General features: G+C 70.3%; 9 protein-coding genes. 3 read left to right on the forward strand and 6 right to left on the reverse strand.

Annotated elements, in window-relative coordinates:
- The first annotated feature begins 88 nt into the window (after nucleotides 1-88).
- Nucleotides 89-688: a hypothetical protein gene (locus GFH48_RS01515; RefSeq protein ID WP_153286485.1), complete on the forward strand. Its 600-nt coding sequence runs from the start codon at nucleotides 89-91 to the stop codon at nucleotides 686-688.
- Nucleotides 689-1,374: 686 nt separating this feature from the next.
- Here GFH48_RS01515 and GFH48_RS01520 read toward each other — a convergent pair.
- Complete coding sequence (locus GFH48_RS01520; RefSeq protein ID WP_153292666.1) at nucleotides 1,375-1,908, reverse strand: TetR/AcrR family transcriptional regulator; 534 nt, start codon at nucleotides 1,906-1,908, stop codon at nucleotides 1,375-1,377.
- Nucleotides 1,909-1,930: 22 nt separating this feature from the next.
- On the reverse strand, nucleotides 1,931-2,767 hold the full coding sequence (locus GFH48_RS01525; RefSeq protein ID WP_153286486.1) for an alpha/beta fold hydrolase: 837 nt from the start codon (nucleotides 2,765-2,767) through the stop codon (nucleotides 1,931-1,933).
- A 510-nt stretch (nucleotides 2,768-3,277) separates the two neighbouring features.
- Here GFH48_RS01525 and GFH48_RS01530 point away from each other — a divergent pair.
- Nucleotides 3,278-4,318, forward strand: a complete 1,041-nt coding sequence (locus GFH48_RS01530; RefSeq protein ID WP_153286487.1) for a helix-turn-helix transcriptional regulator — start codon at nucleotides 3,278-3,280, stop codon at nucleotides 4,316-4,318.
- An 87-nt stretch (nucleotides 4,319-4,405) separates the two neighbouring features.
- Here GFH48_RS01530 and GFH48_RS01535 read toward each other — a convergent pair whose 3' ends face one another.
- A complete protein-coding gene (locus GFH48_RS01535; protein WP_153286488.1) occupies nucleotides 4,406-8,584 on the reverse strand; it encodes a carboxypeptidase regulatory-like domain-containing protein in 4,179 nt (1,392 codons plus the stop codon).
- Nucleotides 8,585-9,091: 507 nt separating this feature from the next.
- On the opposite strand from GFH48_RS01535, the gene GFH48_RS01540 reads away from it, so the two are divergent.
- On the forward strand, nucleotides 9,092-13,225 hold the full coding sequence (locus GFH48_RS01540) for a carboxypeptidase regulatory-like domain-containing protein (RefSeq protein WP_228120258.1): 4,134 nt from the start codon (nucleotides 9,092-9,094) through the stop codon (nucleotides 13,223-13,225).
- Between the two features lie 259 nt (nucleotides 13,226-13,484).
- On the opposite strand, the gene GFH48_RS01545 is transcribed toward GFH48_RS01540, so the two are convergent.
- The 3 genes from GFH48_RS01545 to GFH48_RS01555 are packed head-to-tail and all read right to left on the reverse strand — an operon-like array spanning nucleotide 13,485 to nucleotide 15,409.
- Entirely contained in the window at nucleotides 13,485-13,799 is a 315-nt protein-coding gene (locus GFH48_RS01545; RefSeq protein WP_153286489.1) for a hypothetical protein, read from the reverse strand.
- 22 nt (nucleotides 13,800-13,821) lie between these two features.
- Nucleotides 13,822-14,574: an SDR family NAD(P)-dependent oxidoreductase gene (locus GFH48_RS01550; RefSeq protein ID WP_153286490.1), complete on the reverse strand. Its 753-nt coding sequence runs from the start codon at nucleotides 14,572-14,574 to the stop codon at nucleotides 13,822-13,824.
- A 1-nt stretch (nucleotide 14,575) separates the two neighbouring features.
- Nucleotides 14,576-15,409: a fumarylacetoacetate hydrolase family protein gene (locus GFH48_RS01555; RefSeq protein ID WP_153286491.1), complete on the reverse strand. Its 834-nt coding sequence runs from the start codon at nucleotides 15,407-15,409 to the stop codon at nucleotides 14,576-14,578.
- Between the last annotated feature and the right edge of the window lie 30 nt (nucleotides 15,410-15,439).

Raw genomic sequence — 15,439 nt, forward strand, 5'->3', positions numbered from 1 at the left:
CCTGCTGGTGGAGCCGTGGCCGAGCCACGAGCATCGGATCCAGCGGATCCTCTGACCGTCCGTGGCCATACGAACAAGGAGAAATAGCTTGAACACCGAAAAGGTTACAGCTCGACGTCTTACGAGCGAGGAGGTTTCAGAGCTGGGCCTCCAGGAGGAGATTTTCGTCTCGGCAGAGCTGGACGACCTTTCCCTCGACTGCTTCGCTCCGGCTCACCTCACGAAGCCCGGAAAGTATTTCGACGGAGGATCCTTCATCGCAAGGACAATATTCGGCAAGGAAATTCACATTCTTCCGAACAATGCCGAAGAGCGCGGGATCTGGGTTGCCGACGAAGCCGGGGAAGAGATCGAGGTTCTTCAGAGCGCCGGCGTCCTCCTGAACCTCGCGCTCTTCGTGCCCAACGGGAACAAGGAATCTCTGGAGTCGCTCTACACCGCCGCAAGGGAAGCGTTCGGCGCGGGAATCGTCCAGCGCTGGAACGAGGAAGTCGTGGCGGTGCCGGACATCAAGGTAGACCTGTTCGAAGAGCCGGCCCGCGGTCGGAAGAACACGAGCGGCCAGAACCGCGACCGCCGCGCCTTGGACATCTACCCCACCCGAGTGCGATTCATGGAGCCCAGCACCGGCTGGAAGTTCATCGTCGAACCGCACCACGAGCCGGTCGACGACACACCGACGATCTGAGCCGACAGCAGCCCGCGGAACGCACTCCGACGGCTGCCATTTTCTCACCGTCCACCCGATTCCAGCACACAGCATGACCCGATCGGGACGGGGCGGGGCGCTGATGCCGGCGCCCCGCCCCGCGCGACCCGCACAGGTTACGGAGCGTTTTCGCGTATGCGCGGATCAGGCGCGCCGGCCTCGTGCGGGAACCGGACGCGCCGGGCGAACCCGCCTGCCTCTCGGGGGCTGATCGGCCGGTCTCCACGATGGCCAGGACCGTCCGGGGAGACGGATCAAGCAACGCTGGAAAGTACGCACACGGCAGCGCGGGCCGGTACAGGAAGAACATGCCGCAGGTAGGGCGGTGTCGGCGACGCTCATCGCAGCGCCCGCCAACGCATGCAGCAGCAGCGACGGAGAGCCGGAAACCGTCCGCGTCATGACCACGCGAACCGATACCGCACGCAACACCTGGCGACGACGAACCCGCCCAGCAGGATCGGCCGCTCGCGGGTTCCAGGCACCTCCGGCATGTGGCGCGAGGGTCGGCGGCCATGCGGGCGCAGTCGATGCTGTTGACCGGGACCGGCAGGTCGTAGGGTCGTCGGCTCGGCCGGTCACCATGGTGTGGCGGGGTGCGGTCGTGGGTGCGGCAGGAGTTCGCCCGGTCCGCGGCCGGCACCGCCCTGCCGGCCGCACCGCTGTCACATGGCGCGCAAGCCCCGGTCGGCAAAAGCAATGAGCCATTCGAAGCTCTTGTCGATGTCGGTGCTCCACTTGAAGCCGCCTGCCGCTTCCAGGGTGGCGAAGCCGTGGCAGAGGCTTCGAAACATGCGCAGGGCGTGGTCCATGTCGGACTCGTCGATCCCGTAGCCGCGCAGAACGGCCCGGAACACATCGAACAGCCGTTGGGCGGCAAGGGCCATCGGGTCGTCGGGACCAGTGGGTTCCATGCCGGTCGTCGCGGCATAGCGGCCGGGATGGGCGATCACGAGGGTGCGGAAGGCGCGCAGCGCGGCGGCCAGGGCGTCACGGCCCGCGACTCCCTGGACTGCGGCGCCGACGGCGTCGGCGGCCTGGTCCGTCGCCAGCGCGGCGATGCGCCGGACGAGGTCCTCCTGACCGCCCACATGCTTGTACAGGGACGGCGTGCGCACGCCCAGGCGCTCGGCCAGCAGCGCCATGGTCAGGCGGCCGAGGCCTACCTCGTCGGCGAGGTCGGCGCCGGCCGCGACCACGGTCGCGGAGTCCAGACCCGCCCTAGGCACGGGCAGCGTCCGTTCGCAGGAAGGGGAGCATGAGCGAAACCACCTGATCAGGGTACTGGTCGTGCGGGTAGTGCCCGGCGCCTTCGATCATTTCGAGACGTCCGAGGCCGGTGGGCAGGTCCTCGACGATCGCAACACCTTCGGCGTGCGGGTCGGACCAGTCGGGATCGTCGGTGCCCATCACGACCAGGACCGGGCAGCGCACGTTGCCGAGCTGGTCGCCGGCATCGGTGGGCGTGGTGCGGCCCATGCCCTGCAGGGCCTTCATCCGGCCCGGCTCGCGCAGCATCGCCTCGACGCGGCCGACCCGCTCGTCGAAGTCGGCCGGCTTCACCCCGGGGTAGGCCACCTCCAGATAGGAGCGCCACGCCGGAACACTGCCCAGCATGATGGCGCGCATCAGCCGCAGCATGCCCTGCCGCACGCGCTTGCTCCGCAGATCGCCCAGACCCATCGACTGCTTACGGGTGAAGGGCCCCAGCTCGACCACCGCGGTGACCAGCTCCGGTTCCCGCGCCGCGGCGATGGTGGCGGCACCGCCGGAGATCGAGTGCCCGACGAGCACCGCCGGGCCGCCCAGGTGCCTGATCACGGCGAGCAGGTCGTTGGCGATGGCGGTGCGGCTCCAGTCCGGCCAGTCGGCGCTGGACTCGCCGCAGCCGCGCAGGTCGACGGCGGCGACCCGGTAGCCCGCCGCGATCAGTTGCGGGGTGACGGCACGGTAGGCGGCGCGGTGGTCGCCCATGCCGTGCGCGAGGACGACCAGCGGGCCGGAGCCCGCCACTTCGTAGGCGATCGTGCCACCGTCGACGGCGAGGTGCTCGGTCATGATGCCTCCAGGATTAGTGAGCCCCATCAGCCATGCGGCTAATGTTGTTAGCTAAAAGCTAGTGCTATTAGCTTGTGATGTCAACGGGAGGACGCCCAAGGGGTGAGGGAGCCCTGCGCTCGGCGTCGAGTACAGGAGCCGACGAGGGCAAGGCCGGTACCCATGCCGCTGAGGAGCGAGGTGCAGGGGCGGCGTCTCCGACGAGGGCGATGCGGCCTTCGTGCCCAGTGCTGAACCCGCGAGCCATACGGCCTCCTTCGAGTCCTGATCCTCTACGTCACCAAGCGCTCGTCGCGCTCGCCCAGCACCGCATCGCCACGACCGGCCGGCTACAGCAGACGCAGTGCCCGCATACCGGCCTGACAGCCGGCACCGGCAGCCCGGTGCGCCCGGCTACCGCGTTCACCCGTTGGCCGGTTCGTCACCTTCAGACGGAAGACTCAAGGATCAGTGATCGTCAACGGTGCGATCACAGGGGAACCGCAGGTTAGGTTGTGGTCGGAGGTGACCATGCTGGAAGTTCTCGGGCTGGACCAGCCGGCCGAGGCGCTGTACATCACCCTGGTCGACAACCCGCCCCTGTCCGTCGCGGAGTTGTGCCGCCGTACCGGCATCGAGCCCGACGCCGCCGACACCGCTCTGGTACGGCTGGAGGACGGCGGCCTGATATCCCGACTCCCCGGCAACCCGCCCTCGTACACCGCCCTGCCGCCCGAACACGCCCTGGAAGTACTCCTGCTCGCTCGCGAGCGCGACATCCACCGGGTGCGGGCCCTGACCGAGCGGCTGACCGAACGGCATCGCGAGGCCCGCCGCGGCCGTGACTCGACCGCGCTGATCGAGGTCGTCACGGGCCGCGACGGCGTCGCCCGCTGCGGGCAGCAACTGTTCAAACGCGCCGAGCAGGAGCTCCGCGGCATCGACGCACCTCCCTACGCCCAGGCCAGCGACGGCGAACGCGTCAATTCCGCCACGGCGTTAGCCGGACGCAGCGTGCGAAGCCGCTTCATCCACGCCCGTGACACCCTCAGCAGCCCCGGTGCCGTGGCACGGCTGGAAGCCGACATCATGGCGGGCGAAGAAGTCCGGTTCCTGCCCAAGGCCCCGATGAAACTGATCATCGCGGACGACCAGGCGGCACTGATCCCGCTGCTGGCCACCCCTCAGGTTCTGGACGCGTGCATACTTGTCCATCCCTCCGCCCTGCTGGACGCGCTGTCCGCCCTCTTCGAGTCGCTGTGGGAGCAAGCCCAGCCCTACATGCCCGGAACACCTGCGACGAATCGCCCGAACGAGATCGTCAGCGACGAGGAGCGGCGGATCATCTCCCTGTTAGCCATGGGCATGTCGGACGAGGCCATCTCCCGGCAACTGCGCATCAGCCACCGCACCGTGCAACGCCGCGTGCACGAGCTGCTCGACCGGCTGGGGGCGGCGAGCCGGTTCCAGGCCGGAGTGCTCGCCGCCAGCCGCGGCTGGTGGCAGCCAGATCATGAGCGGGCGGCCGCGCGCCCGGCACTGAGCGGCGAGCCCGAACTCACGAGCCCGTGAGCCGTGATGCACAACCCGGCCGTATCCCGACCGGCACCTCGCTCACCACCGGACCGCGGCCGGCCGGGCACCCCCGTCGGCCCCATCTCACCTCGACCGCAGACGGAAGTCCGACGTGACCGCTCCCCCCTTCACCAGCCGAACCGGCCTTGTCACCGGCCGGTAGCCAGCGGCCGACACGACCACCCGGACCGGGCCACCCTTCACCGCCAACCATGCGGAGTAGGTACCGTCCAGAGCCGTGGCCACGGTCATCGCGCCGTTCGCTCCGTCCACCTCGACGGCGGCGCCCCCCAGCGGCGCGGCCGTACCACCGGACGTCCTACCGGTGACGGTCCCGGTCAGGCGGCCCCAGCCGGCCGGCGGCACCACTGTCATGGTCACCGGCAGCGACACCGCGCCGTACGGGGTGTCGGTGTCGACGACGAGCGCGGCCCGGTGGGTGCGGGCGTCGGCGGCGGTCATCGCCCCGGCGTCGAGGGTCAGCCGTATCCGGGCCGATCCGTGCGCCTTGACGGTCAGTTTCCTGGCCGACTCCGCGATCCACGGCACGTCGCCGTGCGCCTGGTCCCAGCCCGGCAGTTCACGTACGGCCGACTGCGGCACGCTGTACGCGTCCATGCCGCCGACGGCGAACCAGCCTGGTGCCGATTGAGCGCCGAGCACGGGTTCGGCCAGATTGGGCAGCGCCGACCAGGTGTCGGTGGCCGGGTCGTAGGTGTGCGCCTCGTTGGTCAGCACTCCTGCGCTCACCTCGAAGCCCCCCGCCACCAGCAGTTGGCCGTCGGCAGCCGTCCCGGTGGCGCCCCAGACGTCGGCCGGGGCATCGGCCACCCGGTGCCAGGTCCCGGCCTCCGGGTCCAGCGCGTAGGTGTGGTCGGTGTCCTGCGGGGTGTGGCCGTTGGGTTCGTAGGCACCGCCCGTGCAGTAGGCCACTCCGTCGGCTGCGCCGCACACCGGGTACGAGATCGGTTCCGGGTAGGGCGCCCCGGCCGACCAGGTGTCGGTGGCCGGGTCATAGACCTGGATGTCGTCGGTGCCGCAGTTGATCCGGTCGCAGCCGCCGATGACGTACAGCCGGTCACCGAGGACCACCGAGCCGGCAGCGCCGTACCCCTTGGGCGCGTCGGCGATCTGCGACCAGGTGTCGGTGGGCGGGTCGTAGACCTCGCTGCCCGCGATGGGCGCGCCCGCGGCGTCACGGCCGCCCGTGACATACAACTTGCCGCGGATGAAGCCATAGGCGGGGCCGAGCCGCTTGGTCGCCGGGGCGGTGAGCGTGCGCCAGCTCGCGGTGCCGGGATCGTAGGCGGAGAACGCGCCGCTGAACTGGCCTCCCGGTGCCTCCCCGAGACCGGCGTACAGTGTGCCGCCGTCGACCGCGGCGATTCCTCCGAAAGTCCCGGTCGGCAGGTCGGTCAGCGCCGACCATGCCTGTCCGGCCCGGGAACCGGGGTCGGACGCCGGCCCGGCCGCAGTGTGCAGCAGGGTGTTCGGCGTGAGTGCGGCCTTGGTGTGCCGAGCGGGAGCGCCGGCCGAGGACGCCGAAGGGCCGCCGAGTCGCTGTTCTCCGAGCGAGACGTCGGCGGGCGAACCGCCGGTGTTGTGGATCGTCACCGTGACGCTCCTGCTGTCGCCCCAGGGCACGTTGGCCGCCACCGCCGGGACGTCGTAGCGCAGTTGTGCTGGATGCAGTGTGAAGTCCGCCGTGGTGACGGCGTCGGGCCGCACCCTGGCTGTGCCGGTCACGGGCGGGTAGCCGAAGCCGGGAAGGCCCGCGGTGAACTTCCGGGTGCCCGTGTGTGAGGAGAACAGCCAGTACAGACCCTCGCCTCGCGCCGGATCGCCCGGCGAGGCCACCATGCGTCCGCTGTCGGCGGGCACCGCCGCAGCGGCGACGGACGCGCCGAGGACGCCGTGTCCGGTGTTGGCGTCGTCGACCCGTCCGACCAGCAGTCCGCCGGGCCGGGTGACCAGGACCGGGGTGCCCACGCTCACGTCGTCGATCTGCCAGATGCCGGTCAGGGAGCCGGTGAAGTGGAATCTGATGCGCACGGACTTCTTGCCCGCGTACCGGGTCAGGGGCACCGTCTCGTGTGCGGGTCCGGCGACGATGTCGGTGTGGTGCCACAGCGTGGTCCAGGTCGCGCCGCCGTCGGTGCTCGCGTCCACGTCGGCGGTCAGGTCACCGACTCGGTACAGCGAGGGCAGTGCCGTGTCGAACTGCAGCTCGGGGGCCCGTTCGGCGCTGAAGTCGTAGGCAGGACTGATGAGTTCGGTGTCGGCGGGCGCCCAGCCCAGGGCGAAGTCGTCCACCTCGGCGAAGCGGCCGGTGGCGCCGGTCTGGTTGCCTCGGTTGAGCGGGTCGTCGAACTGCCAGCCGCCGGCTGCGGTGTTGTTGCGGACCGTCCACCCTTCGGGCGTGGCCGTGGTCGCGAAGTGCTGGGCCTCACCACCGTGGTAGGTCATCTCGTATCCGGGCGGAAGTGTTCCCGTGGTCTCGAGCGAGAGTGTCAGATTCGCGGTCCGCGCGGCGGAGCGCACCGGGACGGTGATGGCGGCGGGCCGGTAGCCGGGGTAGAGCGCCGTGGCGTGCAGTGTGTAGGTGCGGCCCTCGGGCACGCGGACCGCGTACCGGCCACTCGCCGGGTCGGTGAAGAACGTGCCGGGCACGCCGTCGATGGTGAGCCGGGCGTAGACACCCCAGCCGTGCTGACCGCCGTCGCGGACGGTGCCGGACAGGGTCTGCGCGGGCACCCCGGTCAGCGCCGTGCTCTTGGCCAGCGTGGCGCCGTCGTCCACGCGTACCGTGCCCAGGTCACTGTCCCTGTAGCCGAACGCACTGACCGTCAGCGGGTACGCGCCGGCCGGCACGTCCAGGCGGTATCCGCCTTGGGCGTCGGTGGACGCCCGGTAGGCGCCGAGGGTGACGGTGGCGCCGGGCACCGGCCGGCCGGTGCCCGCGTCGGTGACCGAGCCGGAGACCGTGCCGTGCGGGCCGGGCCGGAAGGCGATGGTGCCGTCCGGCGTGCCCAGCCCGCTCGGTCCGTCGTAGCCGGGCTGCGCGGAGCAGGTGAAGGCGGGGGTGCACTCGGGCGTCGGGCCGTGGCCGCACACCGAGCGGTCCGCGCAGCTGGCGTCGTCGCCCTGGGTCACGTCGTGCAGGGCTCCGGACGTCTGGTAGGGGTAGGCGGCCGGGTACGTTCCGGCGACGGGGGTACCGGCCAGCGCGTACACGCCGGCGATGATGGGTGCGGAGGCGCTGGTGCCGCCGTAGACGTTCCAGCCGCCGTCGGAGAAGGAGTTGTAGACCGCCACGCCGGTGGCCGGGTCCGCGACGGCGCTGACGTCCGCCACCGACCGGCCGGCGCAGTCCACGGTCGCCTGGAAGGCGGGTTTGGGCTCGACGTCGGAGCAGCCCGATCCGGGAGCGCCCCAGTGCTGCTGACCGCCGCCGTCGATGGTGGTGGCGTTCCACACCGATTCGTTCCAGCCGCGTGTGCTGCCGTCGCGCACCAGGGAGGTGCCGCCCACCGCGGTGACGTACGGCGAAGAGGCCGGATAGCTGGTGCCGTAGCCGTTGTCACCGGAGCTGAAGACGACCGCGACTCCCGGATGGTTGAAGTATGCCTCGTCGTAGGCGAGTTGGCTGGCATCGTCGCCGTAGCCGCCCCATGAGTTGGAGACGTACCGCGCCCCCAGGGACACGGCGGTGTTCTCGGCCGCGCCCAGGTCGTCGGAGGACGCGGTGTCGGCTTCGACGAGCAGGAGGTGCGCGTTCGGTGCGATCGCGGAGACCATGTCGAGATCGAGGGATATCTCCCCGGCCCAGCCGTCGTCGGCGGCCGGGTAGGTGGTGCCACCGCGCTCGTCCACCTTGCGGAAACAGCCGTTGCCCGACGTGCAGGCCGGCAACCCGTACTGCTGCCGGTAGACGGCGAGATCGGCCTCGGCGCCGGGATTGTCGTAGGCGTCGACGATGGCGATCGTGGCCCCCTCGCCGCCGTCCGCGCGCAGGCCGTAGGCCGCGCGCAGGTCGGCCGGGGAGTAGCCGTCGGGGGCCGCTTGGCCGACCGCGGCGCGGCGCAGGCCGAGTGCGGCGCGGACGTCGGTGCGGCGCAGGGCGAAGCAGGTGAACGAGCCGGGTCTGGGTGTGCCGCAGGCGGCCTCGGCGGAGACGCCGGCCGGCTCCGGAGCGGACGCGGCTGCCGCGAAGGCGTGTTGGGGCAGCAGCGCCATCAGGACCGCGAGGACGGTGACGGCCATGGCCGCGACGGACCGGTGTCGGGACGGTCTGCGCCACCGGGGTCCGGCGAGCGATCTGTGCGACAAGGACAGCTCCAGGAGGTGACGGGGGCAGGCGGCCCGGCATCGTTCGGCACATGGGCGCTCGGCGGAAGAGACGTGTTGACCAGGACAAAAGTCCAACCAGTCGCAGCGGCCGGTCAACGCGGGAAGGTGGCGGTTTGGCGCCGTGTCGTATTCACGCCTTCGACATATTCCGCCGGGCGGTGGCCCGTAGCTACCACCTGGCGTCCGCTCACCGGACGTGGGAATCGCGCATTCCCTGCGATACATCCCTGAATCGCGTACGGAAGCGGTCACGACGGCACCTCAGCACTGACGGTGAGTCACCACGGTCACAGAAGGCAACTGATTGACACGTGAATTACTGGACCCGCTAATTAGCCCCCGGTGAACACACACGACATTCACCGTCGCCCGAGAGCCGTGTACGGGTCGACCCCTGCAAGCACGCATGGGAGTCACGCCTTGCGCACAACAGCGAGAACCAGATCGCCTCTTCGACGAACGATATCCACCGGCCTGGCCGTCCTCGGCGCCACCGCGATGGCGCTGCTCGGCCTGCAGGCACCACAGGCGTCCGCACATCCCGCGGCCGCCGCCTCGGACAGCGCACGCCCGCGCTTCGAGCCGACATGCGCCGTCCCCGAACGCAGCCACTTCTCCTGCTTCGCCCTGCGCCGCTCCGACGTGAAACCCGTCAAGGGTCTGATGCGGGCGGCCGACACCCCCAACGGCTACGGCGCCACCGATCTGCAGAGCGCGTACAACCTGCCCGCCGACGGCGGTGGCGGACAGACCATCGCCATCGTGGACGCCTTCGACGACCCCAGCGCCGAGGCCGACCTCGCCGTCTACCGCGAGCAGTACGGGCTGCCGGCCTGCACCACGGACAACGGCTGCTTCCGCAAGGTCGACCAACGAGGCGGAAGCACCTACCCCGATCCCGATCCGGGCTGGGCCGGCGAGATCTCGCTTGACCTCGACATGGTCTCCGCGAGCGCACCCAACGCGCACATCCTGCTGGTCGAGGCCGACGACAACAGCTTCGAGAGCCTGTCCGCAGCGGTCGACGAAGCGGTCGCTCTCGGTGCGAAGTTCGTCTCCAACTCCTACGGCACCGACTACCGCGGCGGAGGTGGTGAGGACCCGTCCGAGACCACGACGCTGGACGCCCACTACAACCACCCGGGCGTCGCGATCACCGCGTCCACGGGCGACTACGCCTACGGCGTCGGCTACCCGGCGGCCTCGCAGTACGTGACCTCCGTCGGCGGCACCACGCTGACCCGGGCCCCCTCCACGCCGCGCGGCTGGACCGAGTCGGCCTGGAACCTCGCCGGTTCAGGCTGCTCGCTGTACGAACCCAAGCCCGCGTTCCAGCACGACACCGGCTGTGACAACCGGGCGCTCGCCGACGTCTCCGCAGTCGCGGAGAACGTGGCCGTCTACCAGACCTACGGCAACGGCGGCTGGGCCGTGTACGGCGGCACCAGCGTCTCCGCTCCCATCATCGCGTCCGTGTACGCCGCCGCCGGAACGCCCGTTGCCGGCACCTACCCGAACTCCTACCCGTACGCGACGAATACCGGCATCAACGACATCACCACCGGCAGCAACGGCACCTGCTCCCCGTCGTACCTCTGCAACGGCACCGACGGCTACGACGGTCCGACCGGCCTGGGCACCCCCGCCGGCCTGACCGCCTTCCGCAGCGGCCCGCACGGCGTGATCTCCGGGAGCGTGACCGACAGCGCGACCGGCAAGCCCGTCAGCGGCGCCACCGTCAGCGCGGGCACCAATGTCGCCCACACCGACGCCTCCGGCGCCTACTCCCTGACGGTTCCGACCGGCACCTACGACGTCACCGTCCAGGCGTTCGGCTACGCCGACGGCTCGGCCGGCCACGTCGTGGTCGACGACGGCGCCACACTCACCAAGAGCTTCTCCCTCACCCCGGTACCCAGCCGGACCGTCGCAGGCAAGGTCGTCGACGGCTCCGGCCACGGATGGCCGCTCTACGCCAAGATCACCACGGACGGCGTGCCCGGCTCCGTGTGGACCGACCCCGCCACCGGCTCCTACAGCCTCGACCTGCCCGAGGGACACACCTACACCCTGCACGTCGCCACGGCTTCCACCGGCTACCGCGCCGTCACCAAGAAGGTCGACGTGGGCGGCTCCGACCAGACCGTCGGCTTCTCGGTCCCCGTCGACTCGTGGGCCACCAGCACGCCCGGATACCAAGTCCACGACAGCGGCAGCACCGAGCCCTTCGACGCCACCGACGCCCCGCCGACCGGCTGGAGCGTGGTCAACGCGGACGGGACAGAGGGGGGGTGGCAGTTCGACGACCCGGGCAACCGCGGCAACGGCACCGGTGGTGACGGGGCGTTCGCCGTCGCCGACAGCGACCACTTCGGCGGCGCGGCCTCCCAGGACACCTCGCTGGTGACCCCGGTCTACGACTTCACCGGCAAGGACAACCCGGAACTGGCCTTCAACACCCAGTACCAGCAGTTCACCAACCAGACCGCCGAGGTCGAGGCGACCGAGGACGGCGGCAAGACCTGGACCAAGGTCTGGACCGCGGGCTCGTCGATCCTCCCCGGCCAGCGGATCACCGTCCCGCTCACCGACTTCGCGGGCAAGTCCGCGGTGCGGTTGCGCTTCCACTTCACCTCGCACTTCGGCTGGTGGTGGTCCCTTGACAACGTTTTCGTCGGGGACCGCGAGGTCACACCCACCCCGGGTGCCCTCGTCGTCGGCACCGTGACCGACGCCAACACCTCCACCGGCGTGGTCGGTTCCACCGTCACCAGCCAGGACAAGCCCGCCGAGCAGGCCACCACGGTCGCCACGCCCGACGACCCGAACCTCTCCGACGGGTTCTACTCGCTGTTCTCGACCACCTTCGGCAGCCACGCCTTCACAGCCGCCAAGTCCAAGTACACCTCACTGGCCAAGACGGTGAAGGTCGGCGCCGACAGCGCGGTCACCGCCGACTTCAGACTCAAGGCCGGGAACATCACCGTCACCCCCGCCTCCGTCGCGGCCACCGTCGCCTGGGGTGGGTCCAAGACGCAGAACCTGACGGTGAAGAACACCGGCGGCGCGCCCGCGACGGTCAAGCTCGGCGAGCAGTCCGGAGCCTTCACCCAGCAGGGCGAGGGCGCCGCGCTGCGGACCGTCAAGGGTGACTTCACCCCGCTGTCCAGCAAGGCTCACGCCAAGAGCGGCACGGCCAAGCCTGCCGCCTTCCCGGCCGACGGCTCGTGGCAGGCGGTCCCGGACTTCCCGGCCGCCATCATGGACAACGCTGTCGACGCCCATGACGGCAAGGTCTACTCGGCCTTCGGGTACACGGGATCGGCCGACAGCAAGGACATGTACGCCCTCGACCCGGTCGCCGGCAGCTGGACGAAGCTGGCGAGCGCGTCCGACACCCGCGAGGACCCCGCGCACGGCTTCATCGACGGCAAGTTCTACGCCGTCGGCGGCTGGGCCTCGACCGGCAACCCCGACCCGAAGCTGGAGATCTACGACCCGAGTTCGGACAGCTGGACCACCGGCGCGTCCGCGCCCAAGCCGTACGCCGGCTCCGGCAGCGCCGTCCTCGACGGCAAGCTCTACATGATCGGTGGCTGCGGCGCCGACTTCTGCGGCACCACCGACGCCAGTGTCTACGATCCCAAGGCCGATACCTGGTCCAAGATCGCCGCCTACCCCGAGCCGATCTCGTGGCAGGCCTGCGGAACCATCGACGACCTGCTCTACTGCGCGGGCGGTCTCGGCTCCGACAACAACGACGTGACCCACACCTACGTCTACGACCCGGATGCCGACACCTGGTCCCAGCTCGCCGACATCCCCGCCGCGCAGTGGGGTTCGGCCTACACGGCGGCGGGCGGGCAGTTGCTGCTGGCCGGCGGTGTCGGCAACAACGCGCTCTCCAACCGCAGCCAGGCCTTCGACCCGAAGGCCGGGACCTGGAGCACGCTTCCCAACCCCACCGTCCCCACCTACCGGGGCGGCGGCGCCCCCGGCTTCTACAAGATCGGCGGCGGAACCGCACCCAGCACCCCGACGTCGAAGGCCGAACTCCTGCCCGGCCACGACCAGACCGGATCGGGCGACATCACCTGGCTGGGTGAAAGCACCCAGCAGCTCACCCTGGAGCCCGGCGCGAAGGCGACCGTCACCGTCTCCCTGGACGCCTCGGTCCCCGAGGTGACCCAGCCCGGTGACCTGACCGCCGCCCTCACCGTGGGCACCGACACGCCGTACTCCGTGCCGCGCGTGCCGGTCAGCCTGCACGTCAACCCGCCCAAGACCTGGGGCAAGATCACCGGAACCGTCCTGGGTGTCACGTCGTCCGGCGGCACCGCGCCGCTGGCCGGGGCGACCGTCCAGATCGACAGCTGGGCCTCGACGTACACCCTCACCACCGCGGCCGACGGCACGTACGCCCTGTGGCTCGACGCCCGCAACAACCCGCTGACCGTCATCGTCGCCAAGGACGGCTACCAGCCGACCGTGACGACGGTGAAGATCCAGAAGGGAGCGACAGTCACCAGCAACTTCACCCTGAAGCGCAGGTAGCACAGGCAGCGGTGGGAAGAGTGTGCGTCGACGGCGATGGAACCGCGCCGTCGGCGCACACTCGGCACGACCTGCGGACCACGGGTGGGCCGGCCCTCACGGACCGGCCCACCCCTTCGGCCCGGACCCCGAAGCCGGACATTCGCCCCGGGCTTTCACGAGGTGAGCTGTCCAGGAGTTGGTCAGAAAACGCGGAAAGCGCCCTTGACCTGCACCGAGCAAGTCTCTCCGGTGTCCAAGATCTGGGGTCAGGGCCTGGTCAGGGCCCGTCGGGATCCGCGTGGAGGAGGTCGAGGACGCGCTGTCCACGCCGGTCGGCGGCCGGTGTGTGCCGATCGTCGTGCGAGACGGTGGGCGGGTCGGGATCGGGACCGAGGATGGTGACGTCGAGGTCGGTGACCAGACGGCTTGTGTCGGGGCGGCCGTCGTCCTGGCGTTCGGCGTACCGGGAGACCGATGACCTGGCCTTTCGCGTACTGACGCGGGGGCGCCGGTGCGGGAGGAGCCCGTCCAGGACCCGGTCACCGACGACGCCGGTGGTGCGGGTACCCAGGGCGCCGCAGGTCAGCGGCACTCTGCAGTGTGGCGCCCCGTCCTCACTCCTCATGCCGCTGTCGCAGTCCGTCCATGCCTCCGTCCACGGCCAGATTCGTTCCGGTGGTGGATCCGGCCGCAGGAGAAACCAGGTAGGCCACGGCTGTGGCGACTTCGTCGGCGGAGACGAGTCGGCCATGAGGCTGCCGGGCTGCCAGCGCTGCGTACTCGGCAGCCGGGTCCGGCGCCCGGTCCAGGAGTCGGTTCACCCACGGGGTGTCCGCGGTGCCGGGGCTGACGGCGTTGACCCTGATGCCGTCCGCCAGCAGATCGGCCGCCATGGCCCGGGTCAGCGACAGCACCGCTCCCTTGCTGGCCGAGTACAGCGCCCGCTGCGGCAGTCCGGCCGTCGCGGCGATGGAGGCGATGTTGACGACCGCCGCGTGAGCGGAGGTTCGCAGAGCGGGCAGCGCGGCGCGGGTGACCCGCACCATCCCGACCACGTTGATGTCCCAGACCCGGTGCCACTCCTCGTCGGAGTTGTCCGCGATGCCGCCCTGGGCACCGATCCCGGCGTTGTTGACCAGGATGTCCAAGCCGCCCAGGGCGTCGACCGCGCCGCTCACGGCAGCCCTGACGGAGCTGTCGTCGCTGACGTCGGCACGCAGGCTCACGAGGTACCCGCTGGGTGCCTCCTGCGCCAGGTCGAGGACGGCGACGTGTGCCCCCTCGGAGGTGAGCAGGCGGGCCGTGGCCAGGCCGATGCCTGAGGCTCCGCCGGTGACCAGGGCGCGAAGCCCGTCGAGCGCACCCATCTCAGGCCTGCTCGAACGTCTGGTGCTGGCGGCCGAGCCCGTCGATCTCGACGTCCACGACATCTCCCGCCCGCAGGTACGGGGTGCCCGCCAGTCCGAGAGCAACCCCGGCCGGTGTGCCGGTGTTGATCACGTCACCGGGGTACAGCACCATGAACTGGCTGAGATAGCGGACCAGTTCGAAGACGCCGAAGATCATGTCCGACGTGCTGCCGTTCTGGCGGACGTCTCCATTGACCGAGAGTCGCAGGCTCAGCGCCTGTGGGTCGGGCACCTCATCGGCCGTGAGAAGCCAGGGTCCCAGCGGGTTGAAGGTCTCGCAGTTCTTGCCCTTGTCCCACTGGCCGCCGCGTTCGAGCTGGAATTCGCGTTCGGATACGTCGTTGCTGATGGCGTAGGCGGCCACGCAGGCGGCCGCGGCGGCTTCGTCGGGGAGGTAACGGGCCTCCCTGCCGATGACGACGGCGAGTTCGACCTCGTAGTCGGTCTTGACCGAACCGCGTGGGATCAGCACGCGATCGTCGGGTCCGACCACGGTGTCGGGGGACTTGAGGAAGATGATCGGCTCGTCCGGGACCGCGGCGCCCGTCTCCGTGGCGTGCTGCCGGTAGTTCAGCCCGACGCACACGATCTTGCCGATGCCGCTCAGCGGGGGCCCGAATCGGCCTGGTCGTTCGACCACGGGCAGTGCGTCGAGTTCGAGGCCGTCCAGGAGCGAGGGCAGGGTGTCGGGATTCAGGTCGTCGCAGACGGGACGCAGATCCCGCCATGCGCCGTCCGGTCCGGATACCAGGGGTGCCTCGGATCCTGTCGTGCCGTGCCGTGCCAGTCTCATGGAACTCTCTCTCACAGGGTGTGTCGTCGA

Source organism: Streptomyces fagopyri, from assembly GCF_009498275.1.
Lineage (GTDB): Bacteria > Actinomycetota > Actinomycetes > Streptomycetales > Streptomycetaceae > Streptomyces > Streptomyces fagopyri.

Excerpts from the sequence above, each read along its gene's own strand:
- GFH48_RS01525 (WP_153286486.1), bottom strand. The coding sequence starts at position 2,767 with ATGACCGAGCACCTCGCCGTCGACGGTGGCACGATCGCCTACGAAGTG.
- GFH48_RS01530 (WP_153286487.1), top strand. The coding sequence starts at position 3,278 with ATGCTGGAAGTTCTCGGGCTGGACCAGCCGGCCGAGGCGCTGTACATC.
- GFH48_RS01535 (WP_153286488.1), bottom strand. The coding sequence starts at position 8,584 with ATGGCCGTCACCGTCCTCGCGGTCCTGATGGCGCTGCTGCCCCAACAC.
- GFH48_RS01550 (WP_153286490.1), bottom strand. The coding sequence starts at position 14,574 with ATGGGTGCGCTCGACGGGCTTCGCGCCCTGGTCACCGGCGGAGCCTCA.
- GFH48_RS01555 (WP_153286491.1), bottom strand. The coding sequence starts at position 15,409 with ATGAGACTGGCACGGCACGGCACGACAGGATCCGAGGCACCCCTGGTA.